The sequence below is a fragment of the Bacillus sp. ISL-77 genome (assembly GCF_018613105.1).
Genome location: NZ_JAGGQY010000073.1, coordinates 63,669 through 81,268, shown reverse-complemented (window position 1 = coordinate 81,268; position 17,600 = coordinate 63,669). Strand labels below are relative to the sequence as shown.

Annotated in this window: 19 protein-coding genes; 3 read left to right on the top strand and 16 right to left on the bottom strand. The window is 39.1% G+C overall.

Translation table 11 applies throughout. The features are described from left to right. Positions 1–91: 91 nt before the first annotated feature. The 12 genes from nadX to J7E77_RS25795 form a co-directional block, all read right to left on the bottom strand. The gene (gene nadX, locus J7E77_RS25850) at positions 92–874 is read right to left on the bottom strand and encodes an aspartate dehydrogenase (RefSeq protein WP_214717852.1); all 783 of its coding nucleotides are present in this window, start codon (positions 872–874) and stop codon (positions 92–94) included. 15 nt (positions 875–889) lie between these two features. Next, positions 890–2,335 carry an aldehyde dehydrogenase family protein gene (locus J7E77_RS25845; RefSeq protein ID WP_214717850.1) on the bottom strand — a complete coding sequence of 482 codons (1,446 nt, stop codon included), beginning with the start codon at positions 2,333–2,335 and terminating at the stop codon, positions 890–892. Between the two features lie 12 nt (positions 2,336–2,347). Beyond that, complete coding sequence (locus tag J7E77_RS25840; RefSeq protein WP_214717848.1) at positions 2,348–4,036, bottom strand: thiamine pyrophosphate-binding protein; 1,689 nt, start codon at positions 4,034–4,036, stop codon at positions 2,348–2,350. Between the two features lie 25 nt (positions 4,037–4,061). Continuing rightward, on the bottom strand, positions 4,062–4,853 hold the full coding sequence (locus J7E77_RS25835) for an SDR family oxidoreductase (RefSeq protein ID WP_214717846.1): 792 nt from the start codon (positions 4,851–4,853) through the stop codon (positions 4,062–4,064). A 17-nt stretch (positions 4,854–4,870) separates the two neighbouring features. Further along, complete coding sequence (locus tag J7E77_RS25830; RefSeq protein ID WP_214717844.1) at positions 4,871–5,785, bottom strand: VOC family protein; 915 nt, start codon at positions 5,783–5,785, stop codon at positions 4,871–4,873. Between the two features lie 134 nt (positions 5,786–5,919). Further along, positions 5,920–6,453 (bottom strand): cupin domain-containing protein, encoded by a 534-nt coding sequence (locus J7E77_RS25825; protein ID WP_214717842.1) that lies wholly within the window; start codon positions 6,451–6,453, stop codon positions 5,920–5,922. 160 nt (positions 6,454–6,613) lie between these two features. Then, positions 6,614–7,891, bottom strand: coding sequence for an MFS transporter (locus J7E77_RS25820; RefSeq protein WP_214717840.1), 1,278 nt, complete (start codon positions 7,889–7,891; stop codon positions 6,614–6,616). A 283-nt stretch (positions 7,892–8,174) separates the two neighbouring features. Further along, positions 8,175–8,972 (bottom strand): IclR family transcriptional regulator, encoded by a 798-nt coding sequence (locus tag J7E77_RS25815; RefSeq protein WP_251028185.1) that lies wholly within the window; start codon positions 8,970–8,972, stop codon positions 8,175–8,177. Positions 8,973–9,052: 80 nt separating this feature from the next. Then, positions 9,053–9,853 carry an alpha/beta fold hydrolase gene (locus J7E77_RS25810; protein ID WP_214717832.1) on the bottom strand — a complete coding sequence of 267 codons (801 nt, stop codon included), beginning with the start codon at positions 9,851–9,853 and terminating at the stop codon, positions 9,053–9,055. A gap of 211 nt (positions 9,854–10,064) precedes the next feature. Next, positions 10,065–10,199 (bottom strand): YjcZ family sporulation protein, encoded by a 135-nt coding sequence (locus J7E77_RS25805; RefSeq protein ID WP_214717830.1) that lies wholly within the window; start codon positions 10,197–10,199, stop codon positions 10,065–10,067. Positions 10,200–10,343: 144 nt separating this feature from the next. Beyond that, positions 10,344–11,051: a DUF421 domain-containing protein gene (locus J7E77_RS25800; RefSeq protein WP_214717828.1), complete on the bottom strand. Its 708-nt coding sequence runs from the start codon at positions 11,049–11,051 to the stop codon at positions 10,344–10,346. Between the two features lie 247 nt (positions 11,052–11,298). Next, a complete protein-coding gene (locus tag J7E77_RS25795) occupies positions 11,299–12,102 on the bottom strand; it encodes a prohibitin family protein (RefSeq protein ID WP_214717826.1) in 804 nt (267 codons plus the stop codon). 336 nt (positions 12,103–12,438) lie between these two features. Here J7E77_RS25795 and J7E77_RS25790 point away from each other — a divergent pair, with 336 nt between their 5' ends. Genes J7E77_RS25790 through J7E77_RS25780 form a run of 3 tightly spaced genes read left to right on the top strand, consistent with a single transcriptional unit; the run spans position 12,439 to position 14,827 of the window. Next, the gene (locus J7E77_RS25790) at positions 12,439–13,452 is read left to right on the top strand and encodes a multicopper oxidase domain-containing protein (protein ID WP_214717823.1); all 1,014 of its coding nucleotides are present in this window, start codon (positions 12,439–12,441) and stop codon (positions 13,450–13,452) included. Between the two features lie 21 nt (positions 13,453–13,473). After that, the gene (locus J7E77_RS25785) at positions 13,474–14,640 is read left to right on the top strand and encodes a ZIP family metal transporter (RefSeq protein WP_214717930.1); all 1,167 of its coding nucleotides are present in this window, start codon (positions 13,474–13,476) and stop codon (positions 14,638–14,640) included. Between the two features lie 16 nt (positions 14,641–14,656). Beyond that, positions 14,657–14,827, top strand: coding sequence for a twin-arginine translocase TatA/TatE family subunit (locus J7E77_RS25780; protein WP_088089754.1), 171 nt, complete (start codon positions 14,657–14,659; stop codon positions 14,825–14,827). 70 nt (positions 14,828–14,897) lie between these two features. On the opposite strand, the gene J7E77_RS25775 is transcribed toward J7E77_RS25780, so the two are convergent. From J7E77_RS25775 to J7E77_RS25760, 4 genes are all read right to left on the bottom strand, one after another. After that, positions 14,898–15,584 carry a DsbA family protein gene (locus J7E77_RS25775; protein ID WP_214717821.1) on the bottom strand — a complete coding sequence of 229 codons (687 nt, stop codon included), beginning with the start codon at positions 15,582–15,584 and terminating at the stop codon, positions 14,898–14,900. Positions 15,585–15,632: 48 nt separating this feature from the next. Continuing rightward, positions 15,633–16,037, bottom strand: a complete 405-nt coding sequence (locus tag J7E77_RS25770) for a DoxX family protein (RefSeq protein ID WP_214717819.1) — start codon at positions 16,035–16,037, stop codon at positions 15,633–15,635. Positions 16,038–16,253: 216 nt separating this feature from the next. After that, the gene (locus J7E77_RS25765; RefSeq protein ID WP_214717818.1) at positions 16,254–17,114 is read right to left on the bottom strand and encodes a M56 family metallopeptidase; all 861 of its coding nucleotides are present in this window, start codon (positions 17,112–17,114) and stop codon (positions 16,254–16,256) included. Between the two features lies 1 nt (position 17,115). Then, on the bottom strand, positions 17,116–17,532 hold the full coding sequence (locus tag J7E77_RS25760; protein WP_168240919.1) for a BlaI/MecI/CopY family transcriptional regulator: 417 nt from the start codon (positions 17,530–17,532) through the stop codon (positions 17,116–17,118). Positions 17,533–17,600: the final 68 nt, after the last annotated feature.

Below are 17,600 nucleotides of genomic sequence, written 5' to 3'. Positions count from 1 at the left end.
CTAACACTATTTTTCCTATACTTTTTCCAGGAGAATGAGATCAAAAATCATCGGGTTTCCCCTGTTTTCTTCCATATAATAATTTTAACACTTATCCCACTTTAATGACCGCATCTTTATTTTTCAATGCGGACAGCACACTTAATGCAGCCAAGTAACTTGTTTTGGGATTATTAGGCATCGGATCATTTTCCACTTTTAGTGATAATGTTCCGAAAGACCCTGTTGCCTCAATCGAATGACTATTTTTCCTCGCAGTCGGATCAGAAATAATTTTCACACCTGTTTGCTCTGGTCCCAGGCCAGCCAAAGACAAGATGATCGACACATTAATATTCTTTGGGAATAATTCAATCGCTTCAGATGCAGAGCCCTCGAACATCACTTGTTCTTGGTCGGCAGGAGCACCAGGCAATGCTTGTGGCGGTTTCCTAGTAATAATGGAAACGGATTCTAGTTCACCGATCGATTTCGCCGCTTTTAGAATATCTAATCCGCCAATGGCACCCGATGGTAAATAAATTTTTGTACTGCTTTCTTGACATATTCTTTCTAGATTTTGAAAAAAATCTACATCGGCTAAGGCGCCAACACTGGTTAACACTAAATCTTTACCACTTGCTAAGATCGCCGCTGCATAATCTTTCACCACTTGAATGGTCGCCGCTTCAACAACAAGGTCAATATTAGACTGGATAAGTGATTGAATATCCGAATAGTTTTCTACTGCAAACTCAGCAGCAAGCTCCCCGGCTGCTTGCTGATTCCGTGTATAAATACCTACAATTTTACCATCTGAAAGAAGACCATCTGTATTGATGCTTTGAAGGAGGAACTTTCCAATATTTCCTCCGCCAATTAATCCTATTCTCATCTGACGCCCTCCCTGTTAATTGGCCAAACCGTATGAATCAGCAAAATATTCGAGTCCGCAATGTCTCGTTTCACGGGACAAGCCGCTTTCTTTTAGTCCAGGAAAATCAAGATGGAGATCCTGGAAAACCGTATGATTATTATGAAAGACGGCGCCTGCTTCTAATCGATCAGCTAATTTCACGGCGAGTAATTCATCCTCCGTCCAAACAGACGCTCTTAACCCGAATTCACTGTCATTAGCAAGCCGCACAACTTCATCTACATCTGAAAATGGCAAGATTGGAATAACCGGGCCGAATTGTTCGGCACGAACGATTTCACTCTGTTGGTCTACACCGGTAATGATCGTCGGCATAATAAAATATCCTTGTTCCCACGATTCCGGATCCAACTGAATTCCTCCCGTAATGACATTTGCCCCTGCTTCAACGGCACGATTGATCAGTCCGTTTACATAGTCATATTGGGATTTGTTATTTAAAGGACCCATCTCAACATCCGGTTGAATCCCATTCCCTACCCGAATGCGACTGAATTCCTTGGTTAATTTTTCAACGACTTCTTCATATCGAGATTCATGAACATAGATTCTTTTGATCGCGGAGCACACCTGCCCTGCGGCGCGAAGGACACCGAACCTGAGGCGCTTGATTGCTTCGTCATCCAATTTCGCATCAGCAAGAACAATCGCTGGATCATTTCCGCCCAGTTCCATGTATAGTTTCTTCACCGTACCGGAAGCGGCACGCATGATTTCCTTGCCCGTTTCGGTACTGCCAACGAACGCAATCGTGCGAACCCGTGGGTCAGAACAAAGTGCATCCCCAATCACACCGCCAGAACCAGTCACCACATTGATAACCCCATCTGGAAAATAGGAAGCTACTACTTTTAAGAAAGTCATAATCGTTAATGGACAGCTGGTTGCTGGCTTAACGACGACTGTATTTCCTGACAACACAGCGGGAATGACTCGCTTAAAGGTAAGAATTAGCGGTGAATTCCACGGCGAGATGATCGCTGCAACCCCGCGCGGACGCTTGCGGATTTGCACTTTTTGTTTGCCTGGTAAGCTTTCAGGTTTCCACCAGTCTAGTAATTCTTCTGCCCCTTGTTTCATAATATCGACTACTCGGAGCAAATCCTTTTTCGCTTCAACCAGGACCTTGCCATTCTCACGAACTAGTAAACTTACATTCTCTTCCACGATTGATTTAATCTCATCAGCTGCGAGCTTCATCCGGTTTGCCCGATCTTCAATTTCACTTTGAGACCAGCTTTCATATGCTTTAACCGCTGTTCCCACCGCTTGTTCTACATCCGCTTTTGAACATAAGGCAACTTCACCGACTACTTCACTCGTATGTGCTGGATTGATAACATTTGCTGTTTTTTCCGCTTGAATCCACTGCCCGCCAATCAGATATTTTCCTGAAACATATGGATATGTTGATATCACGTTAATTCCTCCCTACAACTTTTTCGGTTTGAACGCATCTGCTGCACCTGGAGGACCTCCAAATGGTTTTGCCATTGGTCCGACCGCTTCCATATCGACAACAATCATGGTTGGTTTTTGGTTCGCAACTGCCTTCTCCAGCTCAGTGACAAATTCTGTGGCTGAACCGATCCGTGAGGCATCAAATCCCATCGATTGAGCTAATAAAACAAAGTCAGGACTCAATAAATCAACAGCAACCTGTCGACCATAGGCCGCATCTTGAATATTTCGGAGCACCCCATAACCAGCATCATCAAACAGGACCACAATCAACGGCAGTTTCTCTTGAGCAGCGGTAGCCATTTCGCCGACATTGACCATAAATCCGCCATCTCCAGCCATTAGCACAACCGGACGATCCTTAAAGCCCATTTGCGCACCGATTGCTGTTGGCAGCCCCTGACCGATCCCCCCGCCCGACGCGTGAATCGATGTTCTAGGTTCATAGATTTCAAATAAGCGGCTTCCCCACACATTCGCCTGAACGGTTACATCCCGGACTAAAATCGTGTTATCTGGTAACACTTTTCGCATGCCATCGAGAATTTGTTCATATGGGCCAAGTGTCGCTCGTAACTGGGTGCGCAATTCTTCACGAACAGACTGCACTTCATCAAGATAGGAAGGATCCGGAACGATTGATTTTTGCGCTAGTGCCTGGTTTAATCCTTGTAAAACTTGTTTCGCGTCCCCTACAATTCCATAGGTGGCTTCATAGTTGCGATTAATCGCTTGCCAGTCTGCATCAATCGAGATATGTTCTTTTGGAACGGAGACTTTCCAGTTGGCTGTTTCATTCCCTCTAAACCTGACCCCAATACTGATCAATAGGTCAGCATCATTCAACAGGTTTTTCGTTAATTCATTTGCTGCAAAGTGACCGATACATTGTGGATGATTTTCAGGTATACTTCCTTTTCCAGATTGGCTTGTGATCACGGCCGCTCCAATCTTTTCTGCTAACTCTTGAACCTGTTTTGACGCACCAGAGGTAATCACTCCTCCTCCTGCCCAAATAACCGGCCGACGAGCATCACTAATTTTGGTTAATGCCTCTTCAGGAAAGGTTGGAATGGATTGATTGGTTGGAGCTGATATTCTAATCTCTTCAATCGAATGATTAGGAATAATGGCAGATTGAAAATCAATGGGGATTTCAAGTGTTACTGGTCCTGCCGGATAGGCAAACGCCTCTTTGATGGCTTGTCTGACGACTCCAGATGCCTGCTCTGGTCTTCTTAAGCGAACGGCTTTTTTACAAGAGCCTTCCATCATCGACAACTGGTCTTTACATTCATGGATATAGCCTCTGCCCGTTCCTAAATAAGGTGAAGCAACCTCACCAGTAAGATGAAGAACAGGTACACCTGCTGCCCATGCCTCGATTAACGAACCTGCCGCATTTCCGGAGCCCGTACCTGTACTTGTAATCACAACCCCTAATTTACCAGTTGCTCTAGCATAGCCATCCGCCATATTCGCCGCTCCGCTCTCACCGCGGGAACAGACTAAATGAATGCTTCCTTCCCTAAGAATCGCATCATAAATCGGCATATTGTGTATACTGACAATTCCAAACGCTGTTTCTACTCCAGCACGAACAAGTTCTTGGACCACTGCGTCAGCTGTTGTAAATTCCATTTGCTTTAGTTCACTCATCATTCATTCCTGCCTTTATTTATATTTAAAGCGCTTTCCCGAGCGCTCCCGCTGTTTCAATTGTTGAACCCGATACATAACTCGCTTTGCTTGATGCTAAAAATAAAATCACACTGGCCACTTCTTCTGCTTCGCCAACTCTCCCTAAAGGGATATTTCGCTTTTTGGCTAAGTCAGAATAATAGTCTTCTGCGTTCATATCTGGGGCATTTTCCAATCTTCTTCGCTCCCATTGATCGGTACGAATCAACCCTAAGCTCACTGAGTTGACTAAAATATTATCGGAAGCAAGCTCTTGCGATAGAGTCTTACTTAAATTCAATAATCCTGCTCTCGTTGCCGCCGTTGCAATCATATGTCTTTCCGGCTCTTTCGCTAATGTAGCATTGATATTAATGATGCGGCCGCCGCCATTCTTAACCAAATAAGGATGAACCGCCTTCACTGCATAAATAATTGCAAAGTATTTCAACTGGATTTGCTGCTGCCATTGTTCGTCCGTGACATCGAAGAAATAGCCCATGACACTTTGTCCAGCAGCATTCACAAGGATATCAATCCCGCCAAAGTGTGTGGCTGTTCCGTTGATAAACGCGTTGACATCATCCTTATTAGTCACGTCACAGGTTGCAGCGAAAATCGAATCGGCTGTTCCAAATTTCAGCAGGTGATCATAGGCTTTTTCTTTCCGCTCGATATTTCTGCCGCAAACCGCGACGCGAGCACCTTCCTGAAGAAACATTTCTGCCGTCTTTAAGCCAACTCCAGAGGTTCCTCCCATGATGACCGCTACTTTATCCTTTAATCCTAAATCCATCCTGACACCCCTTTTCGTCAAACCAATGCTTTAACATCTACCCAGCCTGGGTCTGGCTCCCCGCCCATCGCTGCCCGTGTTTCCGGTTTTGGAGGTCCGGCGATTCCCCATTGGTCCATTAAATGAGGCACTCGCTTCCAAACACGCGCTCTCCATTCTGACTCATCTTCAATCGTTTCCAAATAACAGGTATACTCCATCACAAACTTCCCTGGATCTTGGAAGTAACAAAAAATATTATTTCCAGGACCGTGGCGCCCTGGGCCCCAAATCTCTTGATAGCCTGCTTTTCTGACATTACTGATTCCTCGCATCACTTCATCCACCGTATCCACTTCGTAGGCAATATGATTAACGGAGGCGTGAGCATCCTGATTGAAGGCAATCGAGTGGTGTTTCCTGTTACAGCGTAAAAAGGACATTTGGTGCTCGCTCCAGTCGGTCACCTTAAACCCTAAGACATTCGTATAAAAGTCAGTAATCATATCAAGGTCTTTCGTATTCATGACGACATGGTTCAGTTTGACTGGATCGACATTTTTCTTGTTCCAAATCGAGGTATGAATTTCCACCCAGGCGGATAATTCGATACAGCGATTTTCTGGATCGACAAAACGCAAGCCATAGCCTTTTCCTTCCTCATCCAAATAACCAGGCGGGGAAACAATCTTCACACCTTTTGAAGCAAGGATTTCTGCTGCTCTGTCGACTGCGTTTTTATCCACCATACCGAATGCAATATGGTGCAGCCCTCTTTTTTCTCCTGCATGCAAGCTTAATATATGGTTTTCAGGGCCGGCCCCGCGAAAGTAAACAGACTGTTCATCTTGAGAAACTTTATCCAAGCCCCAAATTTTCTCATAAAATTCAGCTTGTTCCTTGAGAACGGGGGTAATTAAGCTTATATGCCTTAAATGTGTGATTCCTAACATCCTGCCACCTCATTTTTTCGTTTAAAGTCAACAAGGATGATCCCGCATGAAAATAAGAGGACCATCCCTGTCAAAGAACAAATTCTTAAGTTTCAGGGAGTATGTTTGCTGAGAAACATCTGCCTATTGAAAAATTATTTTCCGTTAATAATTGCTTCTCTCTCTTTAGCCCGCTTAAGACGAAGTTCCTCTAATGCGCTTCCTTTTGGATAGGTCGGTAAATTCGGCTTAACAGCACCCAGCATAACAAGCATTAATGCCTCTTCATCACTATCATTGCGCAGTCCGCGATAGACTCCAGGAGGAGAACTGATGCAATCTCTTTCATTTAAGACGATTTCATGGACTTCACTTTCACCCTCTTCTTGGATCAGTGCGGTCACACTGCCTTTAATGACAAAGAAAACTTCTTCCACATCATCATGTAAATGAAGCGGTCCCTTACAGCCAGCAGGTAAAACCATTGTACTTAATGTAAAGTGTTCTGCTTGAATGACATTGGCATCATTATTCGCTGTTGCGCCGCGGCCGATATATCTCATCTGTGCTCTACGATAAGCTGGGTCAACTTCCTCTTGAAATTTCAACACGTTCCAGTCTAAAGAGCGATCATTTAACCTCGCCACATATTTTTTCTCAAACGCTTCTACTGAAAATTTTTCAGACATTTACAACACTCCTTTTTTGATTATGTTTTATATATAAAACAATGTTTCCTTTATAGACTAATATTAAATCCCAATACTATAATTGTCAATTATAAATATTGAGAATATTTAATATTTGAAACTATGTTTTATATACGTAACAATTGAATGAATTAACATATTATACAGTCACCTGATTGGGAGGTAGATTCTCAATCTTTAGCTCTGCTGCTTCCCTTTTCAATGTAAATAGATACGCAATGAACCCAAGCGTAGCTGCGATAATCAACATCACAATGGAAGGTCCAAAGTCCCCACCGGCAATATCAACCATCCAGCCCATAATATAGCTTGAAAACCCGCCAAGAATGTTAGTAAATCCCATCAATCCCGCCGCACGTCCGGCTGTTTCAGGCGTCGAGAATTTAACCATGAATAAATTACTTAAATGGAATACCCCCCCTTGTGTACCCATCGCTAAGCCCATGCATACACCGGCCATAACTGGCTGCGGAGAAAGAATGGCCGCAGTTAAAAATGATGCCGTCAATAGAAATAGAATCGTCGCCAGTAAACCAGGACGCTTGGTTTTATCCGCTAAAAATCCGCAAATTAATACGAATCCTAAAGCAAACAGCCAAGATAATGAGGTAATTCCTGTCATTGCCTCCCTTGTGAAACCCTTCGCTCCGACTAAATAAGTAGGAAGCCAAATACTAATACCAAAAAATAAGAACGATGATACTAACATTCCGAACCAAACAATCCAATAACGGTAGTCTTGAACAAAGTTTTGTTTTTTTGTTGATACTTTGGAATCTGACTGGCGAATATACGCCAATTCCTTTGGATCTAATCGTGGATGTTCTTCAGGAGTATCACGAGTAAGGAAGATAAACATTGGAAGAACGATTAATAGATTAAACCCTGCTAAAATGAAAAAGGCGGCTTGCCAATGGAAGGTCGCAATCACAAGAGTTAAGATTATGGCTCCACATGCAGGTCCTAAATAGTTTCCTGCCAGCCATGAGGATTGTGCCCGGCCAAGTTCACGCTGATGAAACCAGTTGGAGATAAACTTTCCGCAAATCGGAATCATCATCCCCTCACCAATACCAAGGATGACACGGCTCAAGATAAACATTTCGTAGGAAGTGGATAAACCGCCAATAACCATGGTAATTGCCCATACAACAAGACCGATGATTCCTGTCTTTCTTGCACCAAGCTTGTCAATGATAAATCCCCAAAAGATATTAGATAAGGCATAGGCAATGGTAAAAATAAATGTGATCATCCCAATTTTCGCATTCTTATCTGCACCAGTTAATCCAAGATCGTTTAAGAAACCTTGATCCGTTTGAATAATTGAAATACCTAATTTATCTATTTGTCCAAAAAACCAAAAGAAGAAAATAGGCATGGCAATATAAATCCAACGTTTATTCGTTCTCAGCATTAAAGAGCCCCCTTTTGTTTTAAATCAGATGAATACGCTTCCATAAAATTTTATTATTTTTTATATAATACTTCAATGGCCCAAACGGACTCCTTATCCCTCCTTTTCTATTTTTTGCAGTAAAGATTGTGTTTTATATACAAAACATAGTTTATTACTAAGTTTATTTTAAAGTTTTTATAATATTACGTCAACAAAAATCATCCATTTTGTTTCGCAAAATAAAACACGTTTTATATATAAAACAAATCAACAAAAAAAGCTTGCGAATTTCGCAAGCTTTCTAATCAATTTTTGAGTGGTAGCCCATAAAGCCGGATAGTATTTCGGAAGCTTCCAGCACTTTAGGTAAGGCTATTTTTTCAATAAATTCTTGATTGAAGGTAGCTTCTGTTGCGACCACATTGATCGCTGCCCTGACTTGACCCGAGCGCTCAAAGATAGGAGCAGCAACCGATTGAATTCCATGATGGAATTCACCCTTTGTAATCGCATATCCCTTTTGCCGAATCGTAGCTAATTCTTGTTGAAAATCCATGTAATCTGTTTGCGTTCTTTCCGTATATGGTTTTAAATTGGAGCCAAATAATATTTGGTTTAATTTGTCTTGGGGTTGATAGGCCAGCTGTACTTTTCCATTGGCGATCGCATGGGCGGGCAGTCTCAACCCAATATTCACATTAACTGCTGAGACTCCTCGGACTGGTGCACTGCCAACATAGACAACTTCTTGACCATCCAATATCGATAAATGACAAGATGCCCCAGTTTCATCCCTTAATTTTTCTAAGTATGGCTGTGCAATTTCAGGGAGTTTTAAGGTACTTAAATAGGCAAAGCCTAATTCCAACACCTTTGGGGTTAAACTGTAGCGCTTCGTATGTTCATCTTGATAGAGATATCCAAGTGTTTGGAGTGTATACAATAACCGGAACGGAACCGTTCGACTTACATCCAGTTCTTTCGCGATTTCAACCAAGGATAATGTGGGGCGCTCTTCACTAAATAGCTTTAAAATTTCCAATCCTCGTACTAAGGCATTGGCATTATAGCGTTCCTTCTCATCTTTTGCCATCAGCATTTCACCATCTCATTGTTATTAATTTTCTTATACTACAATCATATCAAAGTTCATGCAAAGAAGGGTAATCTCGTCTTGATTTATACTTTCACCAAGGAGGTCAGAAAGTCTAGAACGATTGCATTAAAGTTATTGGGATCTTCTTGATAACACAAATGACCAGTCCCAGGGATGGTAACAAATGTTGAATCCTTAATAGCATCATGAAAAATCTGCGATTCACTAACCGGTGTTACTCTATCTAATTCTCCGCAAATAACAAGGGTAGGTGTAGTGATCGAAGATAGAATATCCATTTGATTTAAAGAAAAAAGTGAATAGGCGACAGAGCGGAATCCCATCGGTCTGATTTGCGAATAGATTCTTTCTGCCTCTTTCTTTATTTCCGGACCTGGCTGCGGTGAAAGAAGTTCCTTTACACGAAGCTTCGCCAGTTCTGCCGGCTCTACTGTTTCAATGTTATGTAGACGATTTTTTAATTTCCGTTCATTCTCTTCTTTACTCAGGGCCGCTGCCCCTCTTGTTGCATCTGAAATAATTAACGCATCAACCATTTCGGGAAAGCGGTAACTAAAATCGAGTGCAATTGCCGACCCCATTGAATGTCCTAGCAGCGTGACAGATTCATAGTTTAATTTTTCGATAAATCCTTTTAAAACGTCAGCAAATTGCTTAAATTCCTTAAATTCCACTTTTGGATCAGAACTTTTTCCATACCCAGGTGCATCCCATGCAATCACCGTGAATTGCTTAGATAAGCCATTTAATTGCTTTTTCCATGATTGAGAGTTGTTCCCCATTCCATGTAAGATAATTAACGGGGCTCCCTCTCCTTCGGTTTCATAATGAATCATTAAATCTTCTACTTGTAAAAAAGGCATATTCTCCCTCCTAAATCCAATTGTTTTATAAGTAAAACATTGTTTTATATTTTCTATAATAAAACAACTGCAGGATAAGTCAACGGAATTTTCAGAAGTTCCTGAAATCTTTATAAAGTCTTCAAAATCCCATGGACGATATTAATGAAGTATAGTTTCAACCAAAAAAGCCCTTATAGGGCTTTTTTTAGTTAAGACTAATCGTATTTTCTTAGAAACAGATTGAGGCTCCAACGATTATTAACAAGATAAACAATACAACGATTAAAGCAAAACCGCCCCCGAAGCCGACACCGCCGTAGCCATAGCCACCACAAGAACCACCAAATCCACCATATCCAAACATTTTATACCCCTCCTTAGACTTATTCCCTACAATTTATGTTAAGAAATAAGAATCGGAAGGGCTCTTTCCCTAGGATTTTGATAAGGACAAACAAATTTCTATTTCATATAGAATATGTAGGCTCCCCAGCCAACTATACTTAATTTAATTATCTCTCCCTGGTTTGTAGTAATATAGATCGCCTTTATGTTCCTTCATTTCATTATTGTCTATAAATAATTTTCCATCTTCTAAAAAAGTTGCTAATAAAATATTCTCTATTTTTTCACCTGATTTTTCGAGCTCGTCAATTAGCCAAGCACGGTCTAATTCCAGATATTTTAAATTATGGTAAACAATTTGACCGTCCATGATCAGTGGGATAGGAAGATATTCTCTCTTTACCTGTAACTTTAAATCATTAGGTTGAACTGGTCGGTATTCCGACTTGGGGATAACACTAATACTTCCTGTTTCCTCCATCACTGCAATGGCAATGTTTTGTGTATCAGTGTACCCTTGTACTCTTAAATATGACAATAACTCAATTATTGTCATACGCACCTTTTTCAGCCCTTTTCGATCGATATCCCCGTTATGAATTAATACCGTTGGACTTTCATAAAGAATCCATCTTAATTTATTATGTAAGGATAAACGTATAAAGATTTTATATAGAATGACTGTGATTCCAGCATAGGTAATTGCCATTCCCATATTTTTAACCTCTATAGGGGAACTGATGATATTGGTTAGGACAAGAATATACAATAAATCGAAACTGTGCATTTGAGCTACAGCTTTTTTTCCCGTCAACCTTAAAAACAAATATCCTACCACAAAAACCAAAAATGCATGGTAAATTGTTTCCAAATTTGCATCTCTCCTTATAAATCCTAACAAGCGCCGTAACGGAACTAAAGTTATCTATAGTATTAGAAGTTTCATTCCTGTCTAAACCTCTTAAGAATGGTTGCAATACATATTGCGATCTCCGATTTCGCCTCGAACACTTTGGAAACGGCAATTCACCATAGAAAAAGAGAGGCCCATTGCCTCTCCTTTATCACCGTATATTGTTGAGTATCATCAGCATGGTTTTCGAGAGACATATCCCAGCTTATTTTTTCGAAAGTCCCTCCACATCAACAAATGGAGTAGCTCCGCCTGTTACACTTGGCAAGCGGCCATCCCATTTTTCCAAAGCTTTTTCTTGGACTTCAATTTGCTTTAATTGGATTAATTCCGCCGTTACCTCTTGTTTTTTCAATCGTAAGGCTTCAGCCTCTGCACCAGCTTGAGCAATTTTCTGCTCGGCTTCGATTTTGATTCTTTCGAGATCTCTTTTTGCACGTAACGCATTTTGCTCCGCGGTTTGTTTCGATTCAATTGCTTTATTGAATTCTTCACTAAAAGCAAATTCTTTGATATTGATATCTTCAAGAATCATATAATATTTTGTTAATTTACTTGCGAGCATATCTTTCACTTTTGCTGATACTTCCGGTCGTTTGGAAATTAATTCTTCCGCTGTGTACTGGGCGGTAATTGCCTTTAGTGATTCGGCAATCGCTGGGTCAACGATTCGGGTACGATAATCCAAGCCGATTTCTTGATAGAGCTTATTCACCGCTTCTGGATCAGCAGAATAATTTACTGCCACCATGGCGGTGACCATTTGCAGGTCCTTTGAGGCAGCTGTTTGCGAACTTTCTTCTTTTTGGACCCGGACTTCAATGGGTTGAACGGTTTGAATAAACGGAATCTTAAAATGAAATCCTTCCGTTAAAATCGTCGGTTTAACAGCCCCTAATTGTAGCAGAACTCCTCTATATCCAGAATCAACGGATGTACTAGAAAAAAAGCCAACCACGATAATAACCAGCGCAATAATTCCGCTTACTATAGATTTCGTATAGTACATTTTGATCCCCCCTTTAAGATAACCTTATGAAAATAGTTCCATATTTATACAGGGAACAAACAGGAGCAAGCAAAGAACTATTGCAATGTTAGCCGCGACTAATTATTTTATAATTTTCTATCCAACAAAAAAATGCCTCCTTTCATTTAACTGAAAATAGGCATTAAGAACTGATTATTAGTATATGAAAAGTTATTCCAATGGTCAAACAATTATTTGAATGTTTTTAATAAATACTTATATTTGGTTATTGACAATAAGTTTGTCTTTGTCATAGAATATTGGTTAACACAAATAAATTTGCACGAAGGAAACTTTTTAAGAGGAGGTCAAAGAATGGCGGGAAATAAAATTTCTAGGCGAGATATTTTAAAAATGGGAACTACTGGAGCACTAGGGATAGCAGGCAGTATTTATATAAATAAAGTGGCACCCTTTACAGGTGTAGTTCATGCAGAGAATCATGCTTCCAATCACAATAGTCATTCTGCAAATCACACCAATAAGTATGATTCTTCAAAAACAGAGGGTTATAAGATGGCTGAACGTCTTTTAACCGAATTTGATTATGGAAAAGCAACAAAACTTTCAGACGGTCGGACTTTACGTGAATATGAAGTTGTAGCGATTGACAAGGAAATTGAAATTGCAAAAGGAATTAAGTTTCCAGGGTGGACCTATAATGGGACGATTCCAGGTCCCACATTCCGTTGTACCGAAGGGGATCTTTTACGCTTTCATTTTATAAATGGAGGGAGTCATCCACACTCTATTCATTTTCATGGGATTCACCCACCAGAAATGGATGGATTAGACCCTATCGCTCCTGGTAAATCATTTACCTATGAATTTGAAGCAAAGCCATATGGCTTACAACTTTATCATTGCCATGTTCTACCGCTACGACGACATATTCATAAAGGGTTATACGGTAATTTTATTATAGATCCAAAAACCCCAAGGGAACCTGCACTAGAATTAAATATGGTCATGAATGCTTTTGATTTAGATTTAGACGGTGCAAACGAACTTTATACGGTGAATGGGTACGCTTTTGCCTTTATGAATCATCCAATTAAAATCAAGAAGGATGAACTTGTCCGCATCTATTTAAGCAATTTAACCGAGTTTGACTTACTAAACTCCTTCCATTTACACGCAAATTATTTTACCTATATTCCAACTGGTAGAAACGACAATCCGACTCAATTTACTGATACCATCATGCAATGCCAAGGGGAACGTGGAATCATTGAAGTTCGCTTTCCGTACAAGGGAAAATATATGTTTCACGCTCATGTTAGTGAGTTTGCAGAACTTGGCTGGATGGGATTCTTTGAGGTTGAATAGAAAGGAGTGATCATCATGTTTATGAAATCAAAGTGGTTAATTACAGGTCTTATTCCACTTGTTCTGTTACTGCTTGTATTGGGGTGGGTATTTAAAAATGGGGCTGGAGTGGAACGAGATCCTGCTGCTCCAATAGAGGTTCTAAATGTTGAACAGATTAAAATTGTACCTTCAGGATTTGAGCTAGATGTCAGTAATACTGGCCCAGAGACATTGACCATATCTCAAGTGATTGTGGATGATTCTGTATGGAATTTTTCAATAACTCCTGATTCAACACTTAAACGATTTGAAGATGGAAAGGTGACGATTAAGTATCCATGGGTAGAAGGTGATCCTCATACAATTCTATTAATATCTGAAAATGGGATAATAACAGAAGCTGTTATTGATGCAGCCACCTTAACTCCCGAATTTTCATGGGATAATGTGTTGAACTACGGATTTATTGGCTTCTATGTAGGAATTGTTCCTATTACATTAGGATTACTATGGTTTCCATTTATGAAACGTTTGAAAAAAAGCTGGATTAATGCCATTCTTGCTCTCACAGTTGGCCTCCTACTATTCTTATTTTTTGGTACGTTATTTGATGGATTTGAAATAGGAGCAGAAGCACCGTCAGTATTCCAAGGAAACATGGTTGTGATTATATGTACAGTTCTTTCATTTCTTTTACTGGTTGGATTTGATCAATACCAACATCAAAGACAAAAACGAACTGGTTATTCACCATTTGGCATTTCATTATTGATGGCCACAGGGATTGGCCTTCATAATTTTGGTGAAGGCTTGGCTATTGGATCTTCTTTTGCTCTCGGAGAAGCTGCATTGGGCACTTTTTTAGTAATCGGTTTTACTTTGCATAATATAACTGAAGGGATTGGGATTGCTGCTCCACTATTAAAAAGCAAGCCCAAATTTAGTTCATTTGTTTTATTAGGTACGATTGCGGGTGCTCCCGCCATTTTGGGAACTTGGTTCGGTGGTTTTATCTTCTCACCAATCTGGGGTGCAGTATTTTTAGGAATTGGTGCGGGTGCCATTTTACAGGTAATATTTGTTATCTCCAAAATGCTGATGGAAGAACAGAAAAAGAATAATGAACCAGTTGTATCATGGATGAATTTTTCTGGATTTACGCTTGGAATATTAATCATGTATTTTACGGCTTTTTTCGTAAAATAATCAGGAGGAATTTGAAATGGCTAATATAGGAATTGGTGGTGCATTATTGATATTTGTGATTGCATTAATTGTTTTTGGGCCGAAAAAACTCCCAGAGCTCGGTCGTGCCGTAGGATCTACACTTAGAGAATTTAAACAGTCAACAAAGGGCATAATGGATGATGACCACGATAAAGAAAAGAAATAAATTTACGAGGTGGCTCATCGATTAAGACGATGTACCACCTTTTTTGATGTATTACTTTTTATTCTAGAAATTACTCTTCCTTTGCTGCTTCGTTTACTCGCTTCTTGAAATCGTCATAGGTGTTCCCTTCAAATTTCACACCATTAATAAAAATCGAAGGGGTACTTGTAATACTTAACTTATTAGCAGCACTCATATCTTTTTCCCATGCCTCTTTTGATTGGTCATTTTTAAAGGCATTAACCACTCTTTTCACCTCTGCTTCAGAGACAATTTCGCTTAAAGTGTCCTTAAGAAAAGACTCTGAATATATATCCATTTGTTCTGCCTCAGTATCATCAGGCTGTTTTTCATATAATAGTTCATGAAACTTCCAAAACTTTTCATTTCCCAGTTCCTTAAAGACGGTTTCCGCAAATTTTGCAGAACGAGTAGAATCTACATTGATGAACGAATAATTCATGAAATAAAACGAAGCTTTTCCTGTATCGATAAAATCCTTTTCGATATTCGGGAGAAGTGTGTCATTAAAATTTTTACAATAAGGACATTTATAATCACCAAATTCAACTATTTTTACTGGGGCAGACTTCTCTCCTAAAAATGGCTGCCCCTCATAGTCTATTGCTTCTTTTTTAGCCGTATTTGATAAAAAAATTATACCGACTAGACAAACAGCTATTAAACCAATCACCCAAAATATAAATTTAGATGATTGACTTTTCGATTTTTTTGTTTTTTTGTTTCCTGAAGACATCTTTTCACCCTCTATTTAAGCTTTTAATCTCTCTATGAATTTACATCTTTATTGTGGATTTTTAGAGAACAATTTTGAATCAAGAGAAAGAGCAGAATTTGAATTTAGGAATATATATACTGCCATGACCGCAAAGGCAAGATCCAATTCAAACCCAGCACCTTGTCCATTTCCCATGAAACCTGCTGCCAATTTTACTTTCCAAATGGCTCCAATCATGATGAATACAAAGAGAGCTGCGATATATCGTGTTCCAAATCCAATTGTTAACAACAGTCCCCCTACTAATTCAATAATGGCGACTATGTACCCCATAAAACCTGGAATTCCTAAACTATCAAACCAACCTATAGTATTTTCAATCCCATTTTGAAACTTTGAAACACCATGAATAAAGAATGATACCCCTAAAAATAACCTTAGAATTAGTGTCCCGACTTCTGATTTTTTCAATTTACTTTCTCCTTTCAAAATCTAAATGTTTTTAATTTCACACTACAAATCGTAGTGTTAAAAGGTACCATATTCTCCCTTTTACATGAAATAACTTAATTAACACTACCTATTGTAGTGTTAATTGTTGTAATTGGTCAAGAGATTATATTTTTCTACATATTAATCTATTAACCAATCAATAAATAAAGGATTGGACTTTACCTCCAATCCTTGTTAGGCAATAACTAATAGGAATAATATTAAAATAAATACATTTAAAGAGATAACGATTGATCGTGTCTGAACTTTAACGGGAATGGATTGTTGCGGATTAATCAATTGTTGAAGCCTGTAATCGACTGTAGTATCCGCAAAATGCACAATTGCTGGAGTAAGATTTGAATTAACTTTTAGTTGCTTCTTCTTAATTAGCTTTAATAAAGCACTTCCTAATCCAAGTTCTGAACCCATCCGATTAATAGCATATTCATCAGCAACCAATTCAATCATAATCCGGTAATTCTGATAGGACCATCTCGTCAAAGGGATATACCAAATAGATTCTGAAATCAATTGTAAAATAAAAACCTTAACTCCATCATAATACCTTTGGTGGGAAGTCTCGTGGTAGATGACTGCTTCTAATTCCTTTGAATCTAACATTTCAGTTAATGTGGTAGAAAGGACAATTACAGGTTTCAAAAACCCAAATGTAAATGCCAAAGGCTCTTTATAATCGATAACAACTATATCATCATTATTTCTATTATAGGTTTGATTCAATTGTTTGGATTTATCGTTATTAATAAGTAGTTGAATTTTATTTTGAAATGAACTTAATAGCAAGATTTGCTGAACGATTTTTTTACAAATGATGAAAACGGTATAAAAAATATAAGCATTCACAATTAATAAGATTGCATAATAGGCAAATGTGCCTTTTTCAAATAGGCTAACGCAAAAATTAAAGATATTAAATAGCTCTAATGGGCCAAATAGAATATTTAATAGGTACATAGATATTTGAACAAACAAAATGATCGCAAAGAAAAGGGCTAAACCTAAAACGGCAATTGATTTATGTTTCCAGACCATTTTACTTTCTGCCCTTTTTTAATTGTTCAATTTTTTGTTCCAGTTTCTGAAGTAATCGATCATCAACTTCATTTAATGAATCCAGCATATGATTTACAACTAATCCCCCAAATTCGTCTAAAAGGTTATCTGTTAGTTTTTTAGATTGGTCGCTAATAAAATCCTCTTTGCTCTTTACAGGTTTAAAGAGAGATGTTCTTCCTTCCAATCTTTTGGTAAGTATGTTTTTATCGACAAGACGGTTCATAACCGTCATAACCGTATTAAAGTTTATCGGTTTTTCATTTTCTAATTTTTGTTGAACGTCCTTTATACTCTTTTCATTGCCGTCCCAAAGAATGTCCATTATTTTAGACTCAAGCGGACCGAAAAAACGATTAAGTCCTTCTTGGTCAAAACGAAAATTATTGATTGTCATATAACATCCTCCCATCCATTACATATTGTAGTGTAATATCTTATCTTTTTCAATTATTAATGGCTAAT